21 protein-coding genes and 2 pseudogenes are annotated in these 21,661 nt (G+C 69.6%); 10 read left to right on the top strand and 13 right to left on the bottom strand.

The window, feature by feature from the left end; all coding sequences use genetic code 11:
- The 3 genes from AC5JOC_RS17195 to AC5JOC_RS17185 form a co-directional block, all read right to left on the bottom strand.
- A partial coding sequence (locus AC5JOC_RS17195) for a PKD domain-containing protein (protein ID WP_494246882.1) occupies positions 1-580 on the bottom strand: 580 nt, incomplete at its 3' end.
- A gap of 322 nt (positions 581-902) precedes the next feature.
- Positions 903-1,403 (bottom strand): hypothetical protein, encoded by a 501-nt coding sequence (locus AC5JOC_RS17190; RefSeq protein WP_494246881.1) that lies wholly within the window; start codon positions 1,401-1,403, stop codon positions 903-905.
- A 227-nt stretch (positions 1,404-1,630) separates the two neighbouring features.
- Positions 1,631-2,221 carry a TetR/AcrR family transcriptional regulator gene (locus AC5JOC_RS17185; RefSeq protein WP_124767453.1) on the bottom strand — a complete coding sequence of 197 codons (591 nt, stop codon included), beginning with the start codon at positions 2,219-2,221 and terminating at the stop codon, positions 1,631-1,633.
- Positions 2,222-2,305: 84 nt separating this feature from the next.
- Here AC5JOC_RS17185 and AC5JOC_RS17180 point away from each other — a divergent pair.
- The 3 genes and pseudogenes from AC5JOC_RS17180 to AC5JOC_RS17170 form a co-directional block, all read left to right on the top strand.
- A pseudogene (locus AC5JOC_RS17180) lies at positions 2,306-2,437 on the top strand (TetR family transcriptional regulator); the annotation flags it as partial.
- A gap of 619 nt (positions 2,438-3,056) precedes the next feature.
- Positions 3,057-4,721 (top strand): MDR family MFS transporter, encoded by a 1,665-nt coding sequence (locus tag AC5JOC_RS17175; protein WP_124770019.1) that lies wholly within the window; start codon positions 3,057-3,059, stop codon positions 4,719-4,721.
- Positions 4,722-4,874: 153 nt separating this feature from the next.
- Positions 4,875-5,669, top strand: a complete 795-nt coding sequence (locus AC5JOC_RS17170; protein ID WP_124767452.1) for an SDR family NAD(P)-dependent oxidoreductase — start codon at positions 4,875-4,877, stop codon at positions 5,667-5,669.
- Between the two features lie 17 nt (positions 5,670-5,686).
- Here AC5JOC_RS17170 and AC5JOC_RS17165 read toward each other — a convergent pair whose 3' ends face one another.
- Genes AC5JOC_RS17165 through AC5JOC_RS17150 form a run of 4 tightly spaced genes read right to left on the bottom strand, consistent with a single transcriptional unit; the run spans position 5,687 to position 8,224 of the window.
- Positions 5,687-6,250 carry an SRPBCC family protein gene (locus AC5JOC_RS17165; protein ID WP_137244017.1) on the bottom strand — a complete coding sequence of 188 codons (564 nt, stop codon included), beginning with the start codon at positions 6,248-6,250 and terminating at the stop codon, positions 5,687-5,689.
- Positions 6,247-6,708: a hypothetical protein gene (locus tag AC5JOC_RS17160; RefSeq protein WP_494246880.1), complete on the bottom strand. Its 462-nt coding sequence runs from the start codon at positions 6,706-6,708 to the stop codon at positions 6,247-6,249. Before AC5JOC_RS17160 ends, AC5JOC_RS17165 begins: the two co-directional genes overlap by 4 nt.
- Positions 6,705-7,940: a serine/threonine-protein kinase gene (locus AC5JOC_RS17155; RefSeq protein ID WP_494246879.1), complete on the bottom strand. Its 1,236-nt coding sequence runs from the start codon at positions 7,938-7,940 to the stop codon at positions 6,705-6,707. The genes AC5JOC_RS17160 and AC5JOC_RS17155 overlap by 4 nt, the downstream gene beginning before the upstream one ends.
- Before the next feature lie 23 nt (positions 7,941-7,963).
- A complete protein-coding gene (locus AC5JOC_RS17150; protein WP_064295666.1) occupies positions 7,964-8,224 on the bottom strand; it encodes a DUF6458 family protein in 261 nt (86 codons plus the stop codon).
- Positions 8,225-8,338: 114 nt separating this feature from the next.
- Between AC5JOC_RS17150 and AC5JOC_RS17145 the strand changes: the two genes are divergently transcribed.
- Positions 8,339-9,004, top strand: coding sequence for a metalloregulator ArsR/SmtB family transcription factor (locus AC5JOC_RS17145; protein ID WP_342450882.1), 666 nt, complete (start codon positions 8,339-8,341; stop codon positions 9,002-9,004).
- Between the two features lie 42 nt (positions 9,005-9,046).
- Here AC5JOC_RS17145 and AC5JOC_RS17140 read toward each other — a convergent pair whose 3' ends face one another.
- Positions 9,047-9,727: a M15 family metallopeptidase gene (locus AC5JOC_RS17140; RefSeq protein ID WP_494246877.1), complete on the bottom strand. Its 681-nt coding sequence runs from the start codon at positions 9,725-9,727 to the stop codon at positions 9,047-9,049.
- A gap of 196 nt (positions 9,728-9,923) precedes the next feature.
- On the opposite strand from AC5JOC_RS17140, the gene AC5JOC_RS17135 reads away from it, so the two are divergent.
- Positions 9,924-10,649 (top strand): response regulator transcription factor, encoded by a 726-nt coding sequence (locus AC5JOC_RS17135; RefSeq protein ID WP_085513911.1) that lies wholly within the window; start codon positions 9,924-9,926, stop codon positions 10,647-10,649.
- A complete protein-coding gene (locus AC5JOC_RS17130) occupies positions 10,646-11,800 on the top strand; it encodes a sensor histidine kinase (RefSeq protein ID WP_494246876.1) in 1,155 nt (384 codons plus the stop codon). Before AC5JOC_RS17135 ends, AC5JOC_RS17130 begins: the two co-directional genes overlap by 4 nt.
- A 79-nt stretch (positions 11,801-11,879) precedes the next feature.
- Here AC5JOC_RS17130 and AC5JOC_RS17125 read toward each other — a convergent pair whose 3' ends face one another.
- The 3 genes from AC5JOC_RS17125 to AC5JOC_RS17115 form a co-directional block, all read right to left on the bottom strand.
- Positions 11,880-12,332, bottom strand: coding sequence for a hypothetical protein (locus AC5JOC_RS17125; RefSeq protein WP_494246875.1), 453 nt, complete (start codon positions 12,330-12,332; stop codon positions 11,880-11,882).
- A gap of 184 nt (positions 12,333-12,516) precedes the next feature.
- Entirely contained in the window at positions 12,517-13,584 is a 1,068-nt protein-coding gene (locus tag AC5JOC_RS17120; protein WP_494246874.1) for a hypothetical protein, read from the bottom strand.
- 93 nt (positions 13,585-13,677) lie between these two features.
- Positions 13,678-14,349 carry a FadR/GntR family transcriptional regulator gene (locus AC5JOC_RS17115; RefSeq protein ID WP_064295672.1) on the bottom strand — a complete coding sequence of 224 codons (672 nt, stop codon included), beginning with the start codon at positions 14,347-14,349 and terminating at the stop codon, positions 13,678-13,680.
- 280 nt (positions 14,350-14,629) lie between these two features.
- Between AC5JOC_RS17115 and AC5JOC_RS17110 the strand changes: the two genes are divergently transcribed.
- Genes AC5JOC_RS17110 through AC5JOC_RS17095 form a run of 4 tightly spaced genes read left to right on the top strand, consistent with a single transcriptional unit; the run spans position 14,630 to position 19,492 of the window.
- The gene (locus AC5JOC_RS17110; RefSeq protein WP_079706592.1) at positions 14,630-15,664 is read left to right on the top strand and encodes a sugar ABC transporter substrate-binding protein; all 1,035 of its coding nucleotides are present in this window, start codon (positions 14,630-14,632) and stop codon (positions 15,662-15,664) included.
- Positions 15,661-17,379 carry a sugar ABC transporter ATP-binding protein gene (locus AC5JOC_RS17105; protein ID WP_494246873.1) on the top strand — a complete coding sequence of 573 codons (1,719 nt, stop codon included), beginning with the start codon at positions 15,661-15,663 and terminating at the stop codon, positions 17,377-17,379. Before AC5JOC_RS17110 ends, AC5JOC_RS17105 begins: the two co-directional genes overlap by 4 nt.
- Positions 17,376-18,404 (top strand): ABC transporter permease, encoded by a 1,029-nt coding sequence (locus AC5JOC_RS17100; RefSeq protein WP_494246872.1) that lies wholly within the window; start codon positions 17,376-17,378, stop codon positions 18,402-18,404. The genes AC5JOC_RS17105 and AC5JOC_RS17100 overlap by 4 nt, the downstream gene beginning before the upstream one ends.
- Complete coding sequence (locus AC5JOC_RS17095; RefSeq protein WP_079706595.1) at positions 18,401-19,492, top strand: ABC transporter permease; 1,092 nt, start codon at positions 18,401-18,403, stop codon at positions 19,490-19,492. Before AC5JOC_RS17100 ends, AC5JOC_RS17095 begins: the two co-directional genes overlap by 4 nt.
- Positions 19,493-19,667: 175 nt before the next feature.
- Here the strand turns inward: AC5JOC_RS17095 and AC5JOC_RS17090 are convergent, their stop codons facing one another.
- Both AC5JOC_RS17090 and AC5JOC_RS17085 read right to left on the bottom strand, forming a co-directional pair.
- Positions 19,668-21,068 (bottom strand): aldo/keto reductase, encoded by a 1,401-nt coding sequence (locus AC5JOC_RS17090; RefSeq protein ID WP_494246871.1) that lies wholly within the window; start codon positions 21,066-21,068, stop codon positions 19,668-19,670.
- A 67-nt stretch (positions 21,069-21,135) separates the two neighbouring features.
- Positions 21,136-21,660, bottom strand: a pseudogene (locus AC5JOC_RS17085) (Gfo/Idh/MocA family protein); the annotation flags it as partial.
- Position 21,661: the final 1 nt, after the last annotated feature.

Below are 21,661 nucleotides of genomic sequence, written 5' to 3'. Positions count from 1 at the left end.
TGCCGGGGCGGCAGGGTTTGTCGACGCCCACGGTCGAGTTGCGGACGATCTGGACCGTGTGGGGTTCTTCGGTCGGGATCGACAGGGTTCCGACGACGGGAAGCCAGCCGCTGTCGCCGATGCGGTACTCGGCGGCGTACTCGACTTCGACGGTGATGGTCTTCGTCCCGACCGTCGTGTAGCGGTGGCTGGTCGGGGTCTTGGAGAACTCCGCGAGTCCGAGGGCAGCCCACGAGGATCCACCGGTCCGGGTGGTGGTCGTGTCGCCGTCGCCGTAGTCGAAGGTGAATCCGACGGGGATGAAGTTCACCTCCGCGACCTGGCCGAGGAGGGTGCCGGTGCGGGTGTGGCCGGAAGCAGCTGCGATGACGTTGGTGTGGAGCCCGCGGACACCCCAGGCGGCGGGCTCGGTCGTGACGGTGGGTGCGGCGGGGGCGAAGCTGGCGACGTCGCGGATCGTGACGGGGGCCGCCGGTGCTGCTTCGAGGTCGGTGCCGAGGTCGCCGGGGGTGAAGGTGTAACACTCGTCCGGCCGCATGAGGCTGCAGACCGTCCGCTCACCGTTGGGCCCGTCGGTCACCCCGGGTGGCAACTCGGCCGAGCCGCCGCCACCGCCGCCTCCGCCTGTCCCGCCGCCGGAACCACCGCCTCCACCCGAACCGGGCTGCTCGATGCTTCCACCGATGTCGACCGAGCCATTGCCGATGCCAAGCGCCAGCCATTACTCCATTGATTGTCATCGCTGCAGCCGCTAGCGGCCGCTTGCTGTACAGGAGCAGCGACGAGCATCAGCCCTGCCAGCGCGAACAGAGCCAACCAGCGTTGTTCCTCAGTCTTGCGCATGACGTCCCCCTCGTGCACTGCATCGTGTTCGATGAGGACAAAAGCGGATTGGCCAGCTGTCACCTGGGCCGATGTTCACTGACCAGGTTCGCGTCCGCGGGACGGTCCGGTGCGACCACTGAGTTGCCGTTGCTATCGAGAACATCCACTGGGGTGAGATCCATACACGCCGTTCCAATCGCAATCACCCCAGCCGCGTCGGGCTGGGCGTACCAATCTGAAACAGAGGTGGCGACGAGCGTCGGTGCGCCCACAAGTGTCTTTCCCGCAGTAGCGAGTTCGATGAGGCTGCCGTGCTCGAACTCGGCCAACTGGTCTCCGACGATGACGTCGATTCGATCAACGTCGACACCCCCTTCGACGAGGATCGTGTTCGAGATCCGCATGAACTCCTGATAGGTCTCCGTCACCGCAGCCAGTGCCTGTTCCTCGTTCTCGAAGACCGGCGGAGTGCTGCTCGGAGGGGGAGCCGGTTCGACTTCCGTGCACGCGGTGAGCGCGAGGAGTCCCACCGCCAGTGCGAGTGTGGAGAAGGTTCGAGGTGAGGAGATCGTTGACATCCCTCGACGCTACGGGCGGTCGAAGAGGCCGCCCGGGTTATCCACAGTGCAGATATGCCTACACCGACATATGTCGCGCATGAGGCCGTTGTGCCAGCGCGGTGCGCTGGCGTGAGCGCACCCCAGGGTAGGTGAGCGCGGGTCTCCGGAGGGGCGCGCTCACGTGAGGGACCCGCGCTCGCGTCAGCGCACCGCGCTGGCGTCAGGCCCAGGCCCAGGCGCCAGGGTCAGGAGCGGCCGAGCCACCAGGCGGGGGAGGCGGCGATGACCGTGCGGGCCGCGGCGTCGATGTCGTCGAGGTCGCCGGATCGGAGCCACTCCTCGATCGCCGCGACGGTGCCGGCGCCGGCGTAGGCCACGAGCATGCGCACGTGTCGCTCGGGCGTGATGCCGTCCTCGCGGGGTGGGGCGATGTGCGGGTGCCGGTCGAGGTGGTGCGCGAGCGCCTGCTCGATCCGCTCGGTGAGCGCGTCGCGCAGGGGTCCGATGAGCCGGGGGTGCATGGCGTTGCGGTAGATCGTCGCGTGCTCGGCGACGTGACGCAGGAGGTCGCGTTCGGACTCGTCGAAGACGCTCAGCGTCGAGTCGCTGTGCGCCGGCAGATCGGCGTGCGCCTGGAGCGTCTCATCCAGTTCCTCGCCGAGCACGTCGGCGAGCAGGTGGACGGGCGTCGCGGCGTGACGGTAGAAGGTGTCGCGGGTGATCCCCGCCACCCGGGACACTTCCGCAACGGTCACCTGATCGATGCGCTTCGCCGCCGCGAGGGTGTGGATCGCGTCGCGAAGGGCACTGCGGGTTCGTGCCTGACGAGGGTCCATGCGTTCACTCTAGTGAGGCCCGACCAGTCGGCTCGTGCCGCCAAGTTGCACCCCGGCTCGGAGAGTGCAATACTGCACTTCGTGATGCAGAGTGCAACTTCGACGAATCGGCTGTCCGACCGGATGGCCGCCACCGCCGCGCGCCTGACGACCGTGTCGCGTCGACTCACGGCCGCACAGGGGCTCAACGGCTTCACGATCGAGGAACTCTGCGAGGAGGTCGGCGTCTCGCGTCGCACCTTCTTCAACTACTTCCCGAGCAAGGAGGACGCCGTCCTCGGCATCGACGAGACCGAGGAGACCGAGCGGTTCGCCACCGAGTTCCTCGCCCTCGGCTCGCGGGGGTGGCGCGCCGTGCTCGACGACTTCATGCTCATCGCGGCCGGCCATGCGGAGCGGTCCGGGTTCGGTCTGGCCGAGCACGTCGACTTCCACGCCGCCCTCGAGCGCGAACCGAAGTTGCTGGTCCGGTTCATGGGCCTCAACCGTGAGCGCGAGCAACTGCTCGTCGAGCTCATCGCCGTGCGGGAAGGCGTCCCGGCAGACGACCCGCGTGCCCGCGCCTGCGCCGACCTCTTCGGGATGGCGATCAAGACGACGATGGCGCGCGTCTTCGGCAGCGGCGTCGCCGACATCGGCCAGGGCGGGGAGTTCGACATCGTCGGCTCCATCCGCGACTGCCTCGCGACGTATCGCAGCCATCCTCGAGCCCGACGACCCCGAATCCGCCGACGCCGGACCCACCGCCGCCGCGCCTCAGCATCCCCCACACGAACCCCACTCCCCGAAAGGACCTCCAGTGACCGCCGCCACCGCCGCACCCACCGAGGGCCCGATGCTGCTCACCAAGCGCCGCATCTGGATCATCTTCGCCGCCCTCATCGCGGGCATGCTGCTCTCCAGCCTCGACCAGACGATCGTCTCCACCGCCATGCCGACGATCGTCGGACAGCTGGGCGGCGTCGACCACCAGGTCTGGCTCACCACCGCCTACCTCCTGGCGACCACGATCGTCATGCCCGTCTACGGCAAGTTCGGTGACGTCCTCGGTCGTCGTCGCCTCTTCCTCGTCGCGATCGCCCTGTTCACGATCGCCTCCGTCGGTTGTGCGTTCGCGGGTGACTTCACGCAGCTCATCGTCTGGCGAGCCGTCCAGGGCCTCGGTGGCGGTGGCCTCATGATCCTGTCGCAGGCGATCATCGCCGACATCGTGCCCGCCTCCGAGCGCGGCAAGTACCTCGGCCCGCTCGGCGCCGTCTTCGGTCTCTCCGCCGTCGGTGGCCCGCTCCTCGGTGGCTTCTTCGTCGACCACCTCACCTGGCAGTGGGCGTTCTACATCAACATCCCGGTCGGCATCGCGGCCTTCGCGATCGCGTTCTTCACGCTGAAGCTGCCGAACAAGAAGGCGACCGCGCCGATCGACCTCCTCGGCGTGATCTTCCTCTCGGCGTTCACCACCTGCCTCATCTTCTTCACCGACTTCGGTGGCGACGCCGCGCACGGTTGGGGTGCCATCGAGACCTGGATGTTCGGCATCGGCATGCTGCTCGCCGCGCTGCTCTTCGTCATCACCGAGGCGCGCGCCAAGGACCCGATCATCCCGCTGTCGCTCTTCAAGAACCCGACGTTCATCAACGCGACCGCGATCGGCCTCACCCTCGGCCTCGGCATGTTCTCGGCGATCGGCTTCGTGCCGACGTTCCTCCAGATGTCGTCCGGCACCTCGGCAGCCGCATCGGGCCTGCTCATGATCCCGATGATGGTCGGCCTCATCGGTACCTCGATCGTCTCGGGGAACCTGATCACCAGGACCGGTCGCTACCGGATGTTCCCGGTCATCGGCACGCTCGTCACCGCCGCCTCGATGGTCGCGTTCACGACGCTCACGGCGGACACCCCGATCTGGCTGATCTGCGTCTTCCTGTTCTTCTTCGGCGCCGGTCTCGGCCTGATCATGCAGGTCGTCGTGCTCGTCGCCCAGAACTCGGTGGACGCGTCGATGGTCGGAACCGCGACCAGCACGAACAACTACTTCCGCGAGGTCGGTGCGTCGCTCGGTGTCGCCGTGTTCGGCACGATCTTCACCACGCGCCTCACGGCCAACCTGAAGGACGTGTTCGCGAGTTCGGGTGCCAGCGCGGGGGACGCTTCCAATGCGGCGGCGACGATCGACCCGCAGACGCTCAGCCAGCTTCCGCCGGGCATCCGCGACGGTGTCGTGACCGCCTATGCCGACGCTCTCGCCCCGGTGTTCTGGTACCTGCTGCCGTTCATCGGCGCGGCCTTCCTGCTGTCGTTGTTCCTCAAGCAGATCCCGCTGTCCGACGTCGCCGGGCTCGTCGCCCGCGGCGAGGCGGTCGGCGGGGACGAGGCGGAGTCGCTCGAGGCCGCAGCGCGCGGCAAGGTGCCTGCCTCGACCACCGGGGCACCCGCGTTCGACCGGGCCTCGGGTGGCGACGGTGAACTGGCGGACGCTGATCGCGAGCAGTCGCCGCGGTAGGACTCGGCCGCTGCCTGACGCCGGCCCTGGGACACGTCGTCCCGGGGCCGGCGTCGTCATGCTGAGGGCTGCCTGAAACTATCTGACATGTGACTGATAGATGCGTATGCTGGGGGTGCTCGCCAGAGCCGGTGAGCAGAACGGAGCGGCATCATGTCGAATGCATCAATCCAGGGCCGGTTCGCCGGCAAGGTCGCGATCGTCACCGGGGGCGTGTCCGGCATCGGGGCGAAGATCACCGAACGGCTGGTCGCCGAGGGCGCCTCGGTCGTCGTCGCGGACATCAATGCCGAGCTCATCGCGCGTGCCGCCGAGACCTTCGGCGATCGCGTGTGGGGTCGGCGCACCGACGTGACCGACGAGGCTGACTTCTCCGCGCTGGTCGCCGAGACCGTCGAACGCTTCGGCACGCTCGACACGCTCTTCAACGTCGCCGGTGGATCGCGCGCCGGGACGATCACCGACATCTCCTTCGAGGACTGGGACTTCACGGTCCGACTGAACCTCTACAGCGCCTTCAACGGCACCCGGCTCGCCGCCCGTCAGTTCCTCGCCGAGGGCAAGGCCGGGTCGATCGTCAACATCGCTTCGCTCAACTCGCTCGTCCCCATGCACTTCGGCGTCGGCTACACGGCGTCGAAGGCCGGCGCGGTCATGTTGACCAAGCAGGCGGCGCTCGAGCTCGGTGAGCATGGCATCCGGGTGAACGCCGTGTCGCCGGGTCTCGTCGCGACGCCGTTGACGAAGTCGCTGACCGACATCCCCGGTGTGCAGGCCGCGTACGACGAGCGCATCCCGCTCCGACGTGCGGCTGCGCCGGAGGAGATCGCCGCAGCCGCCCTGTTCCTCGCGAGCGACGACGCGTCGTACATCTCGGGCGACAATCTCGTCGTCGACGGTGCCTGGCAGACCACCGGCTATCCGGACCTGCGACCGTTCATGAGCTGATCAGGTGGGGCCGACGGCTAGCCCTTCGGCGAGACGACCTTGATGCGGGAGTGACCCGAGGGGCCGCCGGTCGACTCGATGTGGGTCTTGAACGCCTCGAGCGCCCCACGGACGACCCGTCCGGCGAGCCCGAGCGCCGCAGCGGTCCGCTCCACCGCGGACACCGGCTTCCAGTGCACCGTGACGTCCACGCGGGTCTGCTGCTTGTCGATCGCGTCGAAGGTGGCGTCGCCACTGAACCAGACGTCGCCCTCGATGGTGCGCCAGACCAGACGCTCCTCGGGGAGCTGCTCCAGGATCTCGACGAGGAACTGCCGCGAGAGCTTGCTGATCGCGACGGTCCAGCGACTGTAGACCTCGCCGGTCAGCTTCACCTCGCGCACAGCCGGCAAGAACTCCGGGTACGACTCGAAGTCGACCCACTGCTTGTAGACGGCGGCGATGGGGAGGTCGACGATGATGCTGTGCTGGACGGTCGAGACCCCGTCCTCCGCCGTACGGGTTCGCTTCGCCGTCTCTTCGTCCCCGGGCTCGAACGATCCGTCGTCGGGGGCGGAGTCGGTGCTTCCTCGTCGCTTCATTTGTCCTTCTTGTCCTTGTTCTTGCCGTTGTTGCCGTTGTTGCCGTTGTTCCCGTTGTTCCCGGAATCGTCCCCGCCTCCGTCGTCTTCGACCGGTGCAGCGGGTTCGGCCGGCGCGACCGAACTGGGTTCCGGGGTCGGCGTCGGGGTCTCGACCGCGGGGGAGAGGTCGGCGCGGACGAGCGCGATCGCCGCACGGATGTCCGCGGCTCGGGTCGCCGAAACGGTCCCAGCCGCCTCAGCAGCGGCCAGCTGCGCCTCGAGCGCGTCGAGAGCCGCGAGCGCACCCGCAGTGTCGCCGTCGGCGGCTGCGTTCGCGACCACGAGTACACGACTCTGCAGGTCGCGGCCGGTGTTCGCGTCGAGGTCTGCAGCCGGTCCGGCGCAGCCACTCAGGAGGGCGACGACGACCAACGGTGCTGCGAACAGCCGGAGCCCTCGGTTCCAGGAGTTCCTCATGGCGTCACCTCCCGCAGGAGTTCGTCCAGATGCGTCGACAACGGTTCGGGCAGGGTGGGCAGCGTCGGGGCAGGCGGCTGTGCCTGGGACACGATGAACCAGACGACGGCGACCGCGATCACCAGCAGCACGGCCGCGAGGATCAGCCAGCGTCGAAGGCGCCGCGGCTGGTGCGCTGCGGCCGGTCGCCGTGCACCACCGTCGAGACGTCGCTCCGAGCGGCGAGTGCCGTCGAGCACCGCGGTCGGGCCGGTCTCGGCGCGCGCGCCTGTCATCGGCTCGAACGGCGTCGTCGAGACGAGCGGCTCGGTCGCTGCCGTCGGTGCCGGGTCGGCGGTCGTCGTCATCGCAGGTGCCGAGGTCGCCACGGTCACATCCGCCGGGTCGAGCACGGGGTCCATCGCGCGGACGGTCGTCGCGACGTCGAGGGCGGTGGGGCGTTGCGCCGGATCGGCGGCGGTCATCGCGGTGAGCAGCGACTTCCACTGGTAGCCGAGCTCGCCGGGGATCGTCGGCGACGCGTTGAGGCGTGCCATGAGCGACTCGTGCGTGGTGGTCTGCGGGTAGGCGCGGCGACCGGTCAGGGCTTCGAGGAGGACGAGTCCGAGGGCGTACACGTCGGCCGGAGGGGCCGGATCCGCTCCACGGACGAGCTCAGGACTGAGGTAGGCGACCGTGCCCATCAGTGAGCCCGGCGCGGTCATGCGGGTGCTGTCGATGAGGTAGGCGATGCCGAAGTCGGCGAGCTTCGCGCGGTACTCCTGGTGGGGCAGGATCGTCGGTCGCAGCAGCACGTTGGACGGCTTGATGTCTCGATGGACGACCCGCGCCGCGTGCACCGTGTGGAGCGCCTCCGCGAGGTCGACGGCCATCGCGGCGACCTCGGACGACGGAAGCGGCGACCGAGCGATGCGTTGGGACAGCGTCGGGCCGTCGACGTGCTCCATGACGAGGTAGGAGCCGTCACCGGCCACGACCCTGGCGTCGAACAGGGTGACGAGGGCCGGGTGGTTCAGCGACGCGAGCAGACGCGTCTCCGAGGCGGTCCTGGCGCCGTCGGTCGCATCGGTCGTTCCCGGGCGGAACAGCTTGACCGCCACCTTGCGCCCGAGCACCTCGTCGGTCGCCAGATGGACGGTCGCCATCCCGCCGGCACCGATCGGTCGCTCGAGTCGATACCGACCGTCCAGCAGTTCGCCGCTCTGGGACGGCGCGGTAGCGGGTTCGGTCATGGGTGGTGCGGCCGGTCCGGTCGTCAGAGGACGGGGCCGTCGTTGTCGGTCGTGCTGCGGCGGGTGACGCGTTCGCCGCTACCGGGGTCCACTGCGGAGCGCGTGGTCGAGGAGACCTGTCGGCGGCGGAGCACGAGGACGAGCGAGATGAGGAACACCACGGCGCCGGCGGCCATGAGGATGTACCCGATGAGCGTGAGGTCCACAGCGGGGACGTCGACGTTCACGGCGAAGGCGAGGATGGCGCCGATGACGATCAGGGCGATTCCGGTTCCGAGACCCATGAGTAGCTCCTCTTCTGGACGACCGTGAGTTCGAGCGGATCGCTCAAGGGGTGTTCACGGACGACTCAGCCTATTATTGAGTCAATCACGGTTGAGTCAACGGGGGTTGTGTCGGTGGAGTCGCTGGCGGTAAGGGCGTCCAAGTTCGCCGCGCTCGCGGAGCCGGCACGGCTGCGCATCGTGGACCTCCTGGCGCTCGGTGACCTCTCACCGACCGAGATCCAGCTCGCCCTCGGGATGGGGTCGAACCTCGTCTCCCATCACCTGAGCGTCCTCCAGCGAGCGGGGATCCTCTCGCGGTCGCGATCCGAGTCCGATGGACGCCGCAACTACGTGCGGCTCGTCCCGGGGGCGTTCGACCGCCTCGCGCCCGAACCGATCAGCGCCCCGGCGCGGGTCGTCTTCGTCTGCACGGCGAACTCGGCGCGGTCGCAGATGGCGGAGGCGCTCTGGCAGGACCGCAGCGACGTCCCCGTCGCATCCGCGGGCAGCCGGCCGGCGAGCGAGGTCAACCCGGGCGCCGTCCGGGCGGCGGCACGCCATGGCGTCCGGATCCGCCCGAGCGTTCCACGCGCGACGGCGGAGGTCCTCCGGCACGGCGACTTCGTCATCACCGTGTGCAACCGGGCGCACGAGGAGCTCGGCGGGCTGGACGACCTGCACTGGTCGATCCCCGACCCTGCCGCGCCCGCGACCGACGAGGCGTTCGACGAAGCGTTCCGGGACATCCGCCTGCGCGTCGACGAGTTCGTCAGCCGGCTGGCACCGGTCGCCGGATAGGACCGGGGCGCCCGGCGGTGGCAGCTGGTCGCGGCACCGACCTCATCCGGCGTCGGGCAGGAGTTCCGGGCACTCGCCGCCGGGGACGGTGGCCAACTCGAAGTGCCAGATCTCGTTCGCGTAGGTCTGGCAGAGGCCGTAGTCGGCGCCGTGCTCGATGAGCCAGTAGTCGGCGTCCGTCGCACCGATGTCGACGGCCGCCCCGCGCGTGTGCGAGGAGCCGTCGGGCGTCGCGACGTACTGCCGCGCGGCCGCCTCACTGCCGTACTGGAGGATCGCCTCGTCGAGCAGGTGCTGCTGGTACGCCGTGCTCCGCCATCCGGAGCTCACGTACAGCGCGATGTCGTCCTGCGCTGCTGCGTCGGTCGCCTGCTGGACGGCCTCCAGGAGGTCCGCATCGAGGTTCGCGATGGCCGGGAGATCGGTGTCGTAGGCCGAGTACCGGTTCTCCTCCAACACGCCGTCGTCGGTTCCGAACGCGCCATCCGTCGTGGTCGTGGTTCCGGCACCCGCGTCTCCGGACGGTCGCTCGGTCAGCGCGGTGATCCCGCGGGTGATGGTCGGCGCGACGCCCGTGCACGCGACCAGGGCGATCGCGGCGGTGAGGGCGACGGCCGTGGCGGCGAGGATGACGACGGCTCGGTTGGAGCCTCGGCGGGCGACGGTGCTCCGTCGGCCCGGGTGCCGGTGCGGCTGCTGCTGGTGCTGGATGCCGTGCTGCATGGTTCCTCCTCGGTCGGTCGTCGGTGTTCGGCACGCGACGACCAGGCCCCAGTCCAGCTCGACGGCGGTTGCGCGGGCGTCGGACGATCACCAGACGGTTCCGAAACACGGTGCCGCCTACGATCGACACGACGCCCATCGCGGGCGCCGGAGCGACGCCTTCGACGCGTCATCCGTCCCGAACACCGGAGGTCCCATGCGTGTCCTGATCGCCGAGGACGAGCAGTACCTCGCCGAGAGCATCCTCGAGGGCCTGCAGCACGAGGGGCTCGCCGCCGACCTCGTGTTCGACGGCGACACCGCGCTCGAGCGGCTCGCCGTCAACGCCTACGACGTCGTGGTGCTCGACCGCGACCTCCCTGGCACGCACGGCGACGACGTCTGTCGCTGGATCATCGCCCAGGAACTGCCCTGCCGGGTGCTCATGCTCACCGCGGCCGCCGACCTCGACGACAAGGAGAGCGGCTTCGAGATCGGCGCCGACGACTACCTGACCAAGCCGTTCGAGCTGCGCGAGCTCGTCCTCCGGCTCCGTTCACTGGCGCGTCGACCCAAAGCGTCGCTCCCACCCGTCCTCGAGTACGCCGGTGTGCGGCTCGACCCGTTCCGCCGCGAGGTGTACCGCAACGGCCGGTACGTGCGTCTGGCGAAGAAGCAGTTCGCGGTGCTGGAGATCCTGCTCGCGGCCAAGGGTGGCGTCGTGAGTGCCGAAGAGCTCCTCGAGCGCGCCTGGGACGAGCACGCCGACCCGTTCACGAACGCCGTGCGGGTGACGATGTCCACGCTCCGGAAGGTGCTCGGCGAGCCGTGGATCATCCACACCGTGCCGGCCGTCGGCTACCGGGTCCTGCCGCCAGGTGAGGCTCCCGCCGAGACGAGCGGCGCGGACGCCGACGACGAGGACGACGAGGTGGGCGCATGACCGCCGCTCCGGCCGTCGGTGACGACGCCCGGCCGACGTGGATGACCGCCCGCGTCAAACTCACCGCGACCTATGCCGCCTTCACCGTCGTGACGGGACTCATCGCGCTCATCGTCATCAACGTCATCATCTGGCGGTTCCCCAGCTATCCGCTCGCGCCCGCCGCCGACAGTCGACAGATCTCCGCCATCACCCGCGGCGAGATCCGCGATTCGCTCATCAACTACTCGATGCTCGCACTCATCGCGATGGCCGTGATCGGCACCGGCGTCGGCTGGATCGTCGCCGGACGGGTCCTGCGGCCGCTGCGGGACCTCAACGCGGCCGTGCGCGCGGCGGCGGAGGGCTCGCTCGACCACCGCATCGCGATGACCGGTCGCCGCGACGAGTTCCGCGAGCTCGCCGACCGCTTCGACGACATGCTGGCACGCCTCGAGCAGTCGTTCCTGACGCAGAAGCGGTTCGCGGCCAACGCCTCGCACGAACTGCGGACACCGCTCGCGACGATGAAGATGCTCATCGAGGTCGCCCAGGCCGACCCGGAGGGCCGCGACGTCGACCGCGCGTTGCGACGGCTGCACGAGACGAACGAGCGGGGGATCGCGATCGTCGAGGCGCTCCTGCAGCTGAACCAGCTCGATCGCCGACCGCTCGTGACCTCGCCCGTCGACCTGGCGGCGGTGGCTCGCGACGCGTCGCAGCTCATCTCGCCGGAGGCCGCGGACGCCGGGGTCACGATCTCGTCGACCCTCCGGAGCGCATCCGTGCGCGGCAACCGCGTGCTCCTCCAGCAACTGTTGACGAACCTGCTGTCGAACGCCGTGCGCTACAACAGCGGCGCGGACGGTTGGGTCTCGGTGTGGGTCGGACCCGACCCGCAGGCGCCGGGACGCGCCGTCGTCGTGGTCAGCAACTCGGGGCCGCTGCTCGACGAGGCTGAGGTGGCGCGGTTCGTGGAGCCGTTCGACCGGCGGGACGCCCGGATGGCGCGGGCTGCCGGTCCTGATCGGGGGAACGGTCTCGGGCTGACCCTGGGGGCCCGCATCGTGGAGCTGCACGGCGGGTCGCTGCGGCTCGCCCCGCTGCCGGCGGGTGGACTCGAAGTGACGGTGCTGTTGCCGGCTCACGACGCCGACCCGGCCGGAGCCTGACCGCGGAACGACAGGACACGGAACGACGGAACGGCCGACCGATCACAGGATCGGTCGGCCGTTCCGGCTGGTGCGGAGGTCACTGCACGGCGCAGGCCCTGGCCTCATCGAACAGGTCCTCCGGCAGGTCCCACACCCCGTTCGCATCCGGGTCCGGGACGTCGAACCCCTGGTCGCGCAGGCACTGGGCGCGGAGCCGGAGCTCGTCGGAGATCTCGGCCTTGCTGGGCTGATCGGGGTTCGCGGGCGGCGGGCCGAGTTCCTCGGCGCAGGCGTCGTAGGCCGTGTTCATCGCCTCGCCACCGTCGAGGGTGATCGCGGTGCCGGGTTCCGGGTCCTCGACGTCGAACCCCTGGTCGCGCAGGCAGCCGGCGAGGGAGATGGTGTAGTCGTCGAACGCCTCGGCGTAGGAGTCGGCGGTCGACGGCGATCCACCGCCCGACGGTGCTTCCGCGGATCCGGAGCAGGCGGTGAGCCCCAGCATGAGGGCGAGGACGGGGACGGCGAAGCCGATGGCTGTGGGTCGGCGCATGGGTGGTCCTTTCTGACGGGCGACCGGTGTCGGTCACCCAGCCATCCCATCAACCGGCCTGTTCCGTCCTCGTCTCCCGATCACCAGACGTTCCCAACACCCACCCCTGCCCGCGAACTGTCACAAACCGCTAGTCCCGCCCCTCCGGACTAGCAGCAAGTGACAGTTCGCGGGCAGGGGAGGGTCAGTTCATGCGTGTGACGATCCAGACGATCAGCGTTCCGACGATGAACGCGATGGGGATCCATGTGCCGGATCGTCGCAACCTGCGGCCGGGCGGAGCGACGCCCGGCGGCGGGGTGAGCAGTCCGATCGCGGGTGGGCCGGCCTGAGCGCCGGGTGCCAGCGGGTGCTCCGGAGCTCCGGACGTCTGCGGCTGCAAGCGGTCGTCCCGCCACCGAGCCCACTGGTCCAATTTCGTCATCAGCGCGTCGACGATGCTGAACAGCCAGGCCCAGGTGTCGGGATCGAGGGTCGACACCTCCCGTTTCGTGTAGAGGAACAGCCAGTCGTCGATGATCTCCACGTCGAGCTCGGCGGCGTGGTCGATGAACCTCGCCATGATGTCCGGCGTGAACAGGTAGAGCGCGTCGCGTTCGTAGCCTTCGGGGCAGTAGAGCGTGAAGTGCCGGTCGAAGTCCCCTTCCAGGGAGAGCCGCTGGGCCCGTTGGAACGCTGCCGGGAGGTTCGAGCCGAACCCGTTGTTGCCGATCGCATCGAGCACGATGTTCGGCAGGGGGACGTCGAGCTTCACCGCGACGTATCCCCAGTGGTGGGTCGTCGAACTCTTCCCGTGACGGACCGTGTACCGGTAGTTGCCGAACTCCACGGCGCGGGCACGACCACCCCGCAGCACGTCGGTCGACTGCCGCGACGATCCGATCCCGAAGATCATGCCGGGGAACGGAGGGTGGCTGAGGTCTGCGGTGTAGGTCATCCCGTTGGCCGCGGCGAACTGGGAGAGACGGAAGCGCTTGATGCGCCTCGTCCGCCAGGAGAGGACCGCGACCACTGCGACGGCGGCGGCCGCGAGGAGTCCGATCCCGAGCAGCGGTGTCGGGCCGGAGCCGCCCCGTGAGGGCGTGGGCAGCGTCCCCAACAGGACGAACCCGCCGACGGTGACCACGACGATCCCCGCGATCAGGCCGATGAGCAGCCGGGCGGACGGCGCGCGATGGTACGAGGGCGCCTTCGCCATGGCGTCACGGTCGATGGGGTCGATGAGCGCTCGGGTGTCGATCGTGCCGTCCATCCCCTCACGCTACCTGCCCGCGAACTGTCACCAACTGCTGGTCCGGGCGGCTCGGACTAGCAGCAAGTGACAGTTCGCGGGCAGGGGGAGGGGTTACATCGAACGGCGGAGCCAGCTTTCGACACCGGAGACATGGACCGTGACCAGCGCGCGGGTGAGTTCGGTGTCGCGCTTCTCGAGGGCGTCGACGATCGCGTGGTGCTCCTGCAGGGTGCGGGCGACGGCCTTCTCCTCGGTGAGGCCGCGCCAGATGCGGGCCCGGACCGTCTTGCTGCCGAGCGCGGCGAGCAGACTCGCGAGGTAGGCGTTGCCGCTCAGCTCGATCACGCGGGCGTGGAACTGCAGGTCGTGCGCGACGAGGTCCTCGACCGTCGTGGACTCGTCGACCTCATCGACCATGCTGCGCAGCTCGGCGATCCGCTCGTCGTCGAGGTGCTGGATCGCCATCACCGACGCGGAGGGTTCGAGGATGCGGCGCACCTCGAACATCTCGATGAGGGAGGCGTCGGCGTGCATGTCGATGACGAACGACATCGCCTCGTGCAGCAGGCTCGGCTCCAGCGTCGTGACGTAGGTGCCGTCGCCGCGACGGACGTCGAGCACGCGGATCAGCTCCAGCGCCTTCACCGCCTCGCGGAGGGAACTGCGGGAGAGCCCCAGGGTCTCGCTGAGCTCCTTCTCCGGAGGGAGGCGCTGGCCGGGTGTGAGGTCGCCGGCGACGATCATCGCCTGGATCCGCGCGATCGCCTCGTCCGTGACTGCCATGCGACCCCCTGCTCGAGCGAGACGGTCACGTGGAACACCGCCTCGCGCCATGATACATCCGACGTTTCCGCGGGCCGCACCCCGACCAGGCTCCACGCACCGCCGACATCGGGCACCTTGTGTTACGTCAGGTTGAGCGCCCTCTCGCGGCCCGTCCGATCACTCCCTACTGTTGCTGCAACCCGACGTCCCGGTGCGCCCCGACCGCTCCGACAGCGGATGTCGGCACGCTCCACCACCCCCTGCACCGTCCCGCACCCCACCGTCATCTGGAGTCCCCATGCGTCGTCGATCGCGCCTCGCGCTGTCTCTTGTCACCCTGGCCGTCGTGGCCGGCCTGGCCACCGGTTGTTCGCTCAAGCAGTCCTCGTCCAGCGAGTCGACGAGCGGCGCCGCTGCCAGCTCGGCCGCCTCAGACGTGGACGTCCCCTCGCTCAAGGGCAAGACCGTCGGCGTCGCCGCCAAGGACGTCGTCCGCGACTTCGGCCGCCTCACCTACCAGGGTGTGCAGGACCGCCTGGAGGAGCTCGGCGCCAAGGTCGTCGCCACCCAGGCCGACGCACAGGACGACAAGCACCTGGCCAACGTCGAGAACCTCGTCTCACAGAAGGTCGACGCGATCGTCGTCATCCTCGGCGACGCGACCACGCTCGCCCCGGCGCTGCAGCAGGCGAAGGACGCCGACATCCCGGTCTTCACGATCGACCACGCCAGCGAGAACTCGGTGAACAACATCGGTTCCGACAACTGGCAGATCGGCTCCACCCTCGCCCGCACCCTCGCCGAGGACATCGGCGGGAAGGGCAAGGTGCTCGTCTTCAACGGCTTCTACGACGTCACCCCCTGCCAGATCCGCTACGACGAGTTCAAGCTCGTGCTGAAGAACTACCCGAACATCGAGATCATCGAGCCCGAGCTGCAGGACATCTACGAGGGCACCATCGAGGACGCCAAGCAGAAGACGAACGATGCGCTCACCCGCTACCCCAAGGGCGAGATCTCGGCCGTGTGGTCGTGCTGGGACCTCCCGGCGATCGGTGCCTCCCAGGCCATCGACGCGGCGGGCCGCGACGAGATCAAGGTCTACGGCGTCGACGCCGAGCCCGGAGCGCTCGACCTCATCCAGGACCCCGACTCGGTGTACCAGTTCACGGTCGCGCAGCAGCCGACCCTGTTCGGGACGACGAGCGCGAACAACGTCGCCCTGTACCTCGGGGGCAAGCAGGACGAGGTGCCGCTGAGCACCTACCTCGACGCCGTGTTCATCGACAAGGCGAACGTCGCCGACGAGCGCAAGCGACTCGGCCTGGAATGACGCACGACACCTCGATCGACGGTCAGGCCGCCCAGCGCTCGCTGGGCGGTCGGCCCGGTGCCGCCACGGCCGAAGCCTCGGCTCCCGCCGTGAGTATGCGTGGCATCGCGAAGGACTTCGGCGGCGTCCGGGTGCTGGACGACGTCGACCTCGAGGTGCACCCCGGCGAGGTCGTCGCGCTCGTCGGCGAGAACGGCGCGGGCAAGTCGACGCTCATCAAGATCCTCACCGGCCTCTACACGGCGAGCGAGGGCACCATCGAGATCGACGGTGAACCGGTCGTCATCCGCAACCCGGGCGACGCCGAACGCCTCGGTGTCCGCGTCATCCACCAGGACCGCCACCTGGCCGGTCGCCTCACGGTCGCGGAGCAGCTGTTCCTCGGCTCGCGCTCCGCGTTCCTCACCGGCCGGCAGCTCGACCGGCGCGCCGAGCGGGAGCTGCTCGACCTCGTCGGGCTGGACGTGCCGGGCAAGACCCTCGTCGACGAGCTGAGTGTCGCCGAGCAGCAACTCCTGCAGCTCGCGATCGCGACGATCACGCGCCCACGGGTCCTCGTGCTCGACGAACCCACCGCACCGCTCGCCGCCGGCGACGTCGAGCGGCTGTTCCGCACCGTCCGGACCCTGCAGAGCCAGGGCGTCGCCGTCATCTACATCTCCCACTACCTGCAGGAGGTGCGCGACATCGCGTCCCGCGTCGTGGTCCTCCGGAACGGTGAACGCGTCGGTGCCCTCGACCTCGCCGATCCCGACGCGACCCTCGACGCCATCGTCCAGCTCATGGTGGGGCGGAGCGTCGAGGAGTTCGGCGACCGCGAACGGATCGTCGCCGACGCCGTCGCCGAACCGGTCCTCGCGATCGACGGCCTGACGGTCGCGGAACGGCTGCACGGCGTCTCGATCGCCGTCCGTCCGGGCGAGATCGTGGGCGTCACGGGGCTCGTCGGATCGGGCCTCGAGGAACTGGCCGACGCGGTCACCGGGCTCCGGGCGCACGGCGGAACCGTGCGGCTCGGCCGGGCGACGATCCGCTCGCCGCGCGCCTTCGTCCGGGCGGGTGGGGCGTACGTGCCGGCGAACCGCCACCGGGACGGCATCCTGAACCGTCAGTCCGTCCGCGAGAACCTCACGCTCGCCGCGCTCGACCGCATCACCGGGCTCGGCGGGATCCTGCGTGGTCGACGCGAGCGGGAGATCGCCGCCGACCTCGTCACGAGGCTCGACGTCCGGCCCGCGAACGACACCGCGGTGGCCGGGAGCCTCTCCGGCGGCAACCAGCAGAAGGTCGTGCTCGGTCGATGGCTCGCGGCCGGGTCGACGGTGTTCGTGCTCGACCAGCCGACCTCCGGCGTCGACATCGGGTCGCGTCAACAGATCTACGCGGAGATCGACGCGCTCGTCGCGCAGGGCGCCGGCGTCCTGCTCGTGAGCGTCGACCTCGAGGAACTGATCGGCCTCGCCGACCGCGTCCTCGTGCTGTACCGCGGGACGATCCGGACCGAGCTGCCCCGATCGCAGGCGACCGCCGACACGATCCTCGCCTGGTCGACGGGCGCCGCCGAGGTCGCGTCAACGCCGCCGGCCCCCTCGGTCCCGCCGGTCCCTGAGCTTGTCGAAGGGCCCACGTCGTCGACGCAGGCTGATCCCCCGAGGTCTGCCCCGTCGGCAGACCCTGGAGGCGGCACACTGCCCACCCGAGGAGCTTCCGCATGACCGCCCTCTCCGCTCCACCCGTCGCGCCCGGCCAGGCGCCGTCGGCCGCAGCCGAGTCCGCGACCAAACGTCGTCGCCCGGTCTCCCGGCTGGGACTCATCGGCTACGCGATCGTCGTCATCGAGGTCGTCGTCTTCGCGGTCGCCTCGCCCGGCTTCCTCGACCCGGCCAACCTCGCGACGATCCTCACCCAGTCGGCGGTCTACGCGATCGCGGCCTTCGGACTGTCCATCGTCGTCGTCACGGGCGGTGAGGACGTCGTCCGCGGCGGCATCGACCTCTCCATCGGCGCCGTCCTCGGCTTCTCCGGTGCCCTCGTCGCGGTGCTCCTGCAGGCCGAGCTCGGTCTGCCGCTCGCGCTGCTCATCGGGCTCGGAGCCACGGCGGTCATCGGGCTCGTGAACGGTCTCGTCGTCGTCGCCGGGATCCGCCCGCTCCTCGTCACCCTCGCGATGATGAGCATCGTCACGAGTCTCACGATCGTCATCACGAACAACGTGAAGGTGCCGGTCTCCGACGCCGGGCTGGTCTGGTTGCGGAGTGGACACGTCGTCGGTGTCCCTGCGGCGGTCGTCGTGCTGCTCCTCGTCTTCGCGGTCGCCGCCTTCGCCACCGGGCGCACCAGCTGGGGCGTGAAGAACGCCGCGGTCGGGCAGAATCCGACGGCCGCCCGGGTGGCCGGGATCGACGTCAACCGCCACATCGTCGTCAGCTACGTGCTCGCGGCGGTCCTCGCCGGGATCGCGGGCGTCCTCATGACCAGTCGGTTGTCCGCTGCCCTGCCGGGGATCGGCGAGCAGTCGCTCATCGACATCCTCCTCGCGACGTTCCTGTCCATCGCGTTCTCCCGTCGGCTCGTCGTCACGATCACGGGGACCCTGTTCAGTGCCGTGTTCGTCGCGATCCTCACCAACGGCTTCAGTCAGCTCGGCGTCCCGAGCCAGTGGATCGGCATCACCAAGGGTGTGCTGATCCTGCTGGTCCTCGCGGTCGCCGCGATCCGCGAACGGAGCGTCAAGCGATGAGTGTCGACACGCGCACGCAGTCCTCCGCCACCACCGGCGTCTCCGTCCCGAAGGCCGGGTCGGCTGGAACGGGAGGCGGCGATGACCAGCGTCCCGGCGGCCCGCTCTCGAGGCTGACGGTCCGTGGCCTCGGTGCCGCGGTGCCGCAGGCGCTCGCCCCCGCCGTGCTGGCCGTGCTGCTCATCGTGTTCGCGGTGCTGTCGCCGTCGTTCCTGACCGCCGACAACCTGCTCGGGGTGCTCAACCAGAACGCGCTCCTCCTGCTCGCGGCCGTCGCGATGACGGTCGTCGTCCGCGCAGGCGGCATCGACCTCTCGATCGGTGTCGCCATCGACCTCGCGGCGCTCACCGCGTCGGCGCTCCTGGCCGACGACTACGTGGCCTGGGTGGCGATCGTCGGCGGTCTGGTCGTCGGCCTGCTCGTCGGGGCCGTGAACGCGTTCCTCATCGTGGTGCTGCGCATCCGACCGTTCCTCGCGACGCTGAGCGTCTGGTTCATCGGTGGTGGCGTGCAGCAGGTCGCGACCGACGGCGGGTCGCCCATCTACCTGTCGCGGAGCAGTGTGCCGGACGAGTTCGCGTGGCTGGGTGCCGGAACCGTACTCGGTGTCGCGGCGCCGATCGTCGTCGCCGTGCTCGTGCTGATCATCGTCTGGGCTGCGCTCGAACGGAGTCGCTGGGGTCGGGTGCTGACCGCGGCGGGTGAGCAGCCGACGGCGACCCGGATCTCCGGTCGGCTGGCGGGGACGTCGATGGCGACGGCGTTCATCTTCGCTGCCGGGATCGCGGCCATCGCCGGGCTGATCCTGGCCTCGCGGAGCCAGGGCTTCGTCGCGAACAGCGGGCAGCTCTACGTGCTGGACTCCATCGGTGCGGTGTTCATCGGGACGACGCTGAGTCGGACGGGGCGGCCGAACCTCTTCGGGACGCTCGTCGGCGTGCTCATCTTCGCGCTGCTGACGAACGGGATGAACCTCATCGGGCTGTCCTTCTACTGGCAGGGTCTCGCCCGCGGTGTCGTGCTCATCCTGATCCTGCTGCTCGGTGTCCTCCTGGCGCGCGACCGCGCCCGCAAACCCCTCACGTGACGTCCATCCGAGTCTGGTGGTGCGGTTGCGCCAGCGCGGTGCGCTGACGCGAGGAGGAGTGACTCGGCGCGAGCGCGCCCCGCACGCGTGAGCGCGGGCCTCTGGAGACCCGCGCTCACGCCCATGCCCCGCGGTGACGTCAGCGCACCGCGCTGGCGTCACCCGAGGGAACGGATCAGACCCGGAGGTCGAGCCAGGCGACCTGCTCCGGGGTCAGCTTCAGGGAGAGGGCGTCGGTCGACGAACGGGTCTCCTCGATGGACCGCGGCCCGATGAGGGCGAAGGTCGGGAAGTCCTGCGCCAGGACGTACGCCAGGGCGATCGCCGTCGGCGCGACCCCCAGCTCCGAGCCGAGCTGACGCGCACGGGCCAGCCGCTCGAAGTTGTCGTCGCTGTAGTAGCAGCGCACGAGGTCCGGGTCCGACAGGTCCTCGGGCTCGGCACGCCCGGTGAAGAAGCCGCGCGCTTGCGACGACCACGGCAGCAGCGGCGTCTTCGTCTCCTCGAGCCACGCCCGGCTCGTCGGATCCGTCACCTCCACGCACCCGGCCCACGGCACGTCGAGTGCGCGAGCGAGACCGAAGTGGTTGCTCAGCGCCGCGAACCCCCGCTTCCCGTTGGCCGCCGCATAGGCGTTCGCCTCCTCGAACCGGTCGATCGTCCAGTTGGAGCCACCGAACGCACGGATGCGACCGGCCTCGGCGTGCTCGTTCAGCACGTCGACGAACTCGCCCACCGGCACCTCCACGTTGTCGCGGTGCATGAGGTACAGGTCGAGGTGGTCGGTGCCGAGACGGTCGAGGCTCTCGAACAGCTGCCGGGAGATCGACTCCGGGTCGCAGAACGGTGTGTGCGCACCCTTGCCGATCACCACGACGTCGTCGCGGAGACCCCGGTTGGCGAGCCAGCGTCCGAGCAGCTGCTCCTGGAGCCCGTCGCCGTACAGCCAGGCCGTGTCGAAGGCGTTGCCGCCGCGCTCGAAGAAGTCGTCGAACATCGCCGACGCGTGCGACAGGGTCTGCTGGTTGTCGACACCCATCACGAGCCGCGAGATGTCGTGGTCGATGCCCGCGATGCGACCGGTCGGCATCGGGAGCTCGGCGCGCACGGCGAGCGGCCGGCCGGAACCGGTCGGGATGTCGGTGTCGATCGACTCGAACGGGTACTCGAGGCCGATCGCCTCACGCCACCGGTCGAGGGTCGCGAGGTTGCCGAGCGAGTCCGCCCAACGCATCTGCGGCGCCTGGCCCGCGTCGGCGAACGTCGCGACCGCATCGGCCTGGATCGCGTACTGCGGCGCCCCGGGGATGTGGATCGACTCGGTGCCCGAGATGGTGCGGACCTCGATCGTCGAACCGTCCTCGACCGACGGCAGCCACGGGTCCGACACGATGATCTGCCCGGTGGACCCCGTGACGACCACGCGGTTGTCGTCCTGCAGGCGGACGCCGCTCGTGACGTGCGCCGTGATGCCCGACGGGAAGACGAGCGAGGCGCTGGCCCACTCGTCGACGCCGGTCGAACCGATGGTGCCGTTCCCGGTGACCTCCGTCGGGTCGGCGAACGGCGCACCCACGGCGGCACCCGGCGATGAGCCGCGAGATGGAGACGGGGTAGCCGCCGACGTCGAGGATGCCGCCGCCCGCCAGCTCCGGGTTCATGAGTCGGTGGTCGGCGGGCAGGTCTGCGGCGAACGCGAACGACGCCTCGATGTGCTGGACGTCGCCGATGGCACCCGACGACACGAGCTCGACGAGCTTCGCGGTCTGCGGGTGGAAGCGGTACATGAACGCCTCGGCGAGGTACACGCCGGCACGGCGGGCGGCCTCGATCGCGAGCATCGCGCCCGCCCGGTTCACCGAGAGCGGCTTCTCGCTGACGATGTGCTTGCCGGCCTCGGCCGCTTCGATCACCAGCCGGACGTGCTCCGTGTGCGGGGTCGCGATGTACACCGCGTCGACGTCGGGGTCGGCCAGCAACTCGGCGACCGAGCCGTACCCGCGGACGGGAGCCGTGCCGTCGCCGAAGCGCTCGCCGAACTCTTCGGCACGCGACGCGTCACGACTGGCGACGGCGGCGAGTCGACCGGTGCGACTGGCGTGCAGCTCGGTCGCGAACCGTTCGGCGATCGTTCCTGGGCCGATGATTCCCCAAGCGACGTGTTCCATA

It is taken from the genome of Plantibacter sp. (assembly GCF_059073635.1).
This window is presented reverse-complemented; position numbering and strand designations above follow the sequence as displayed.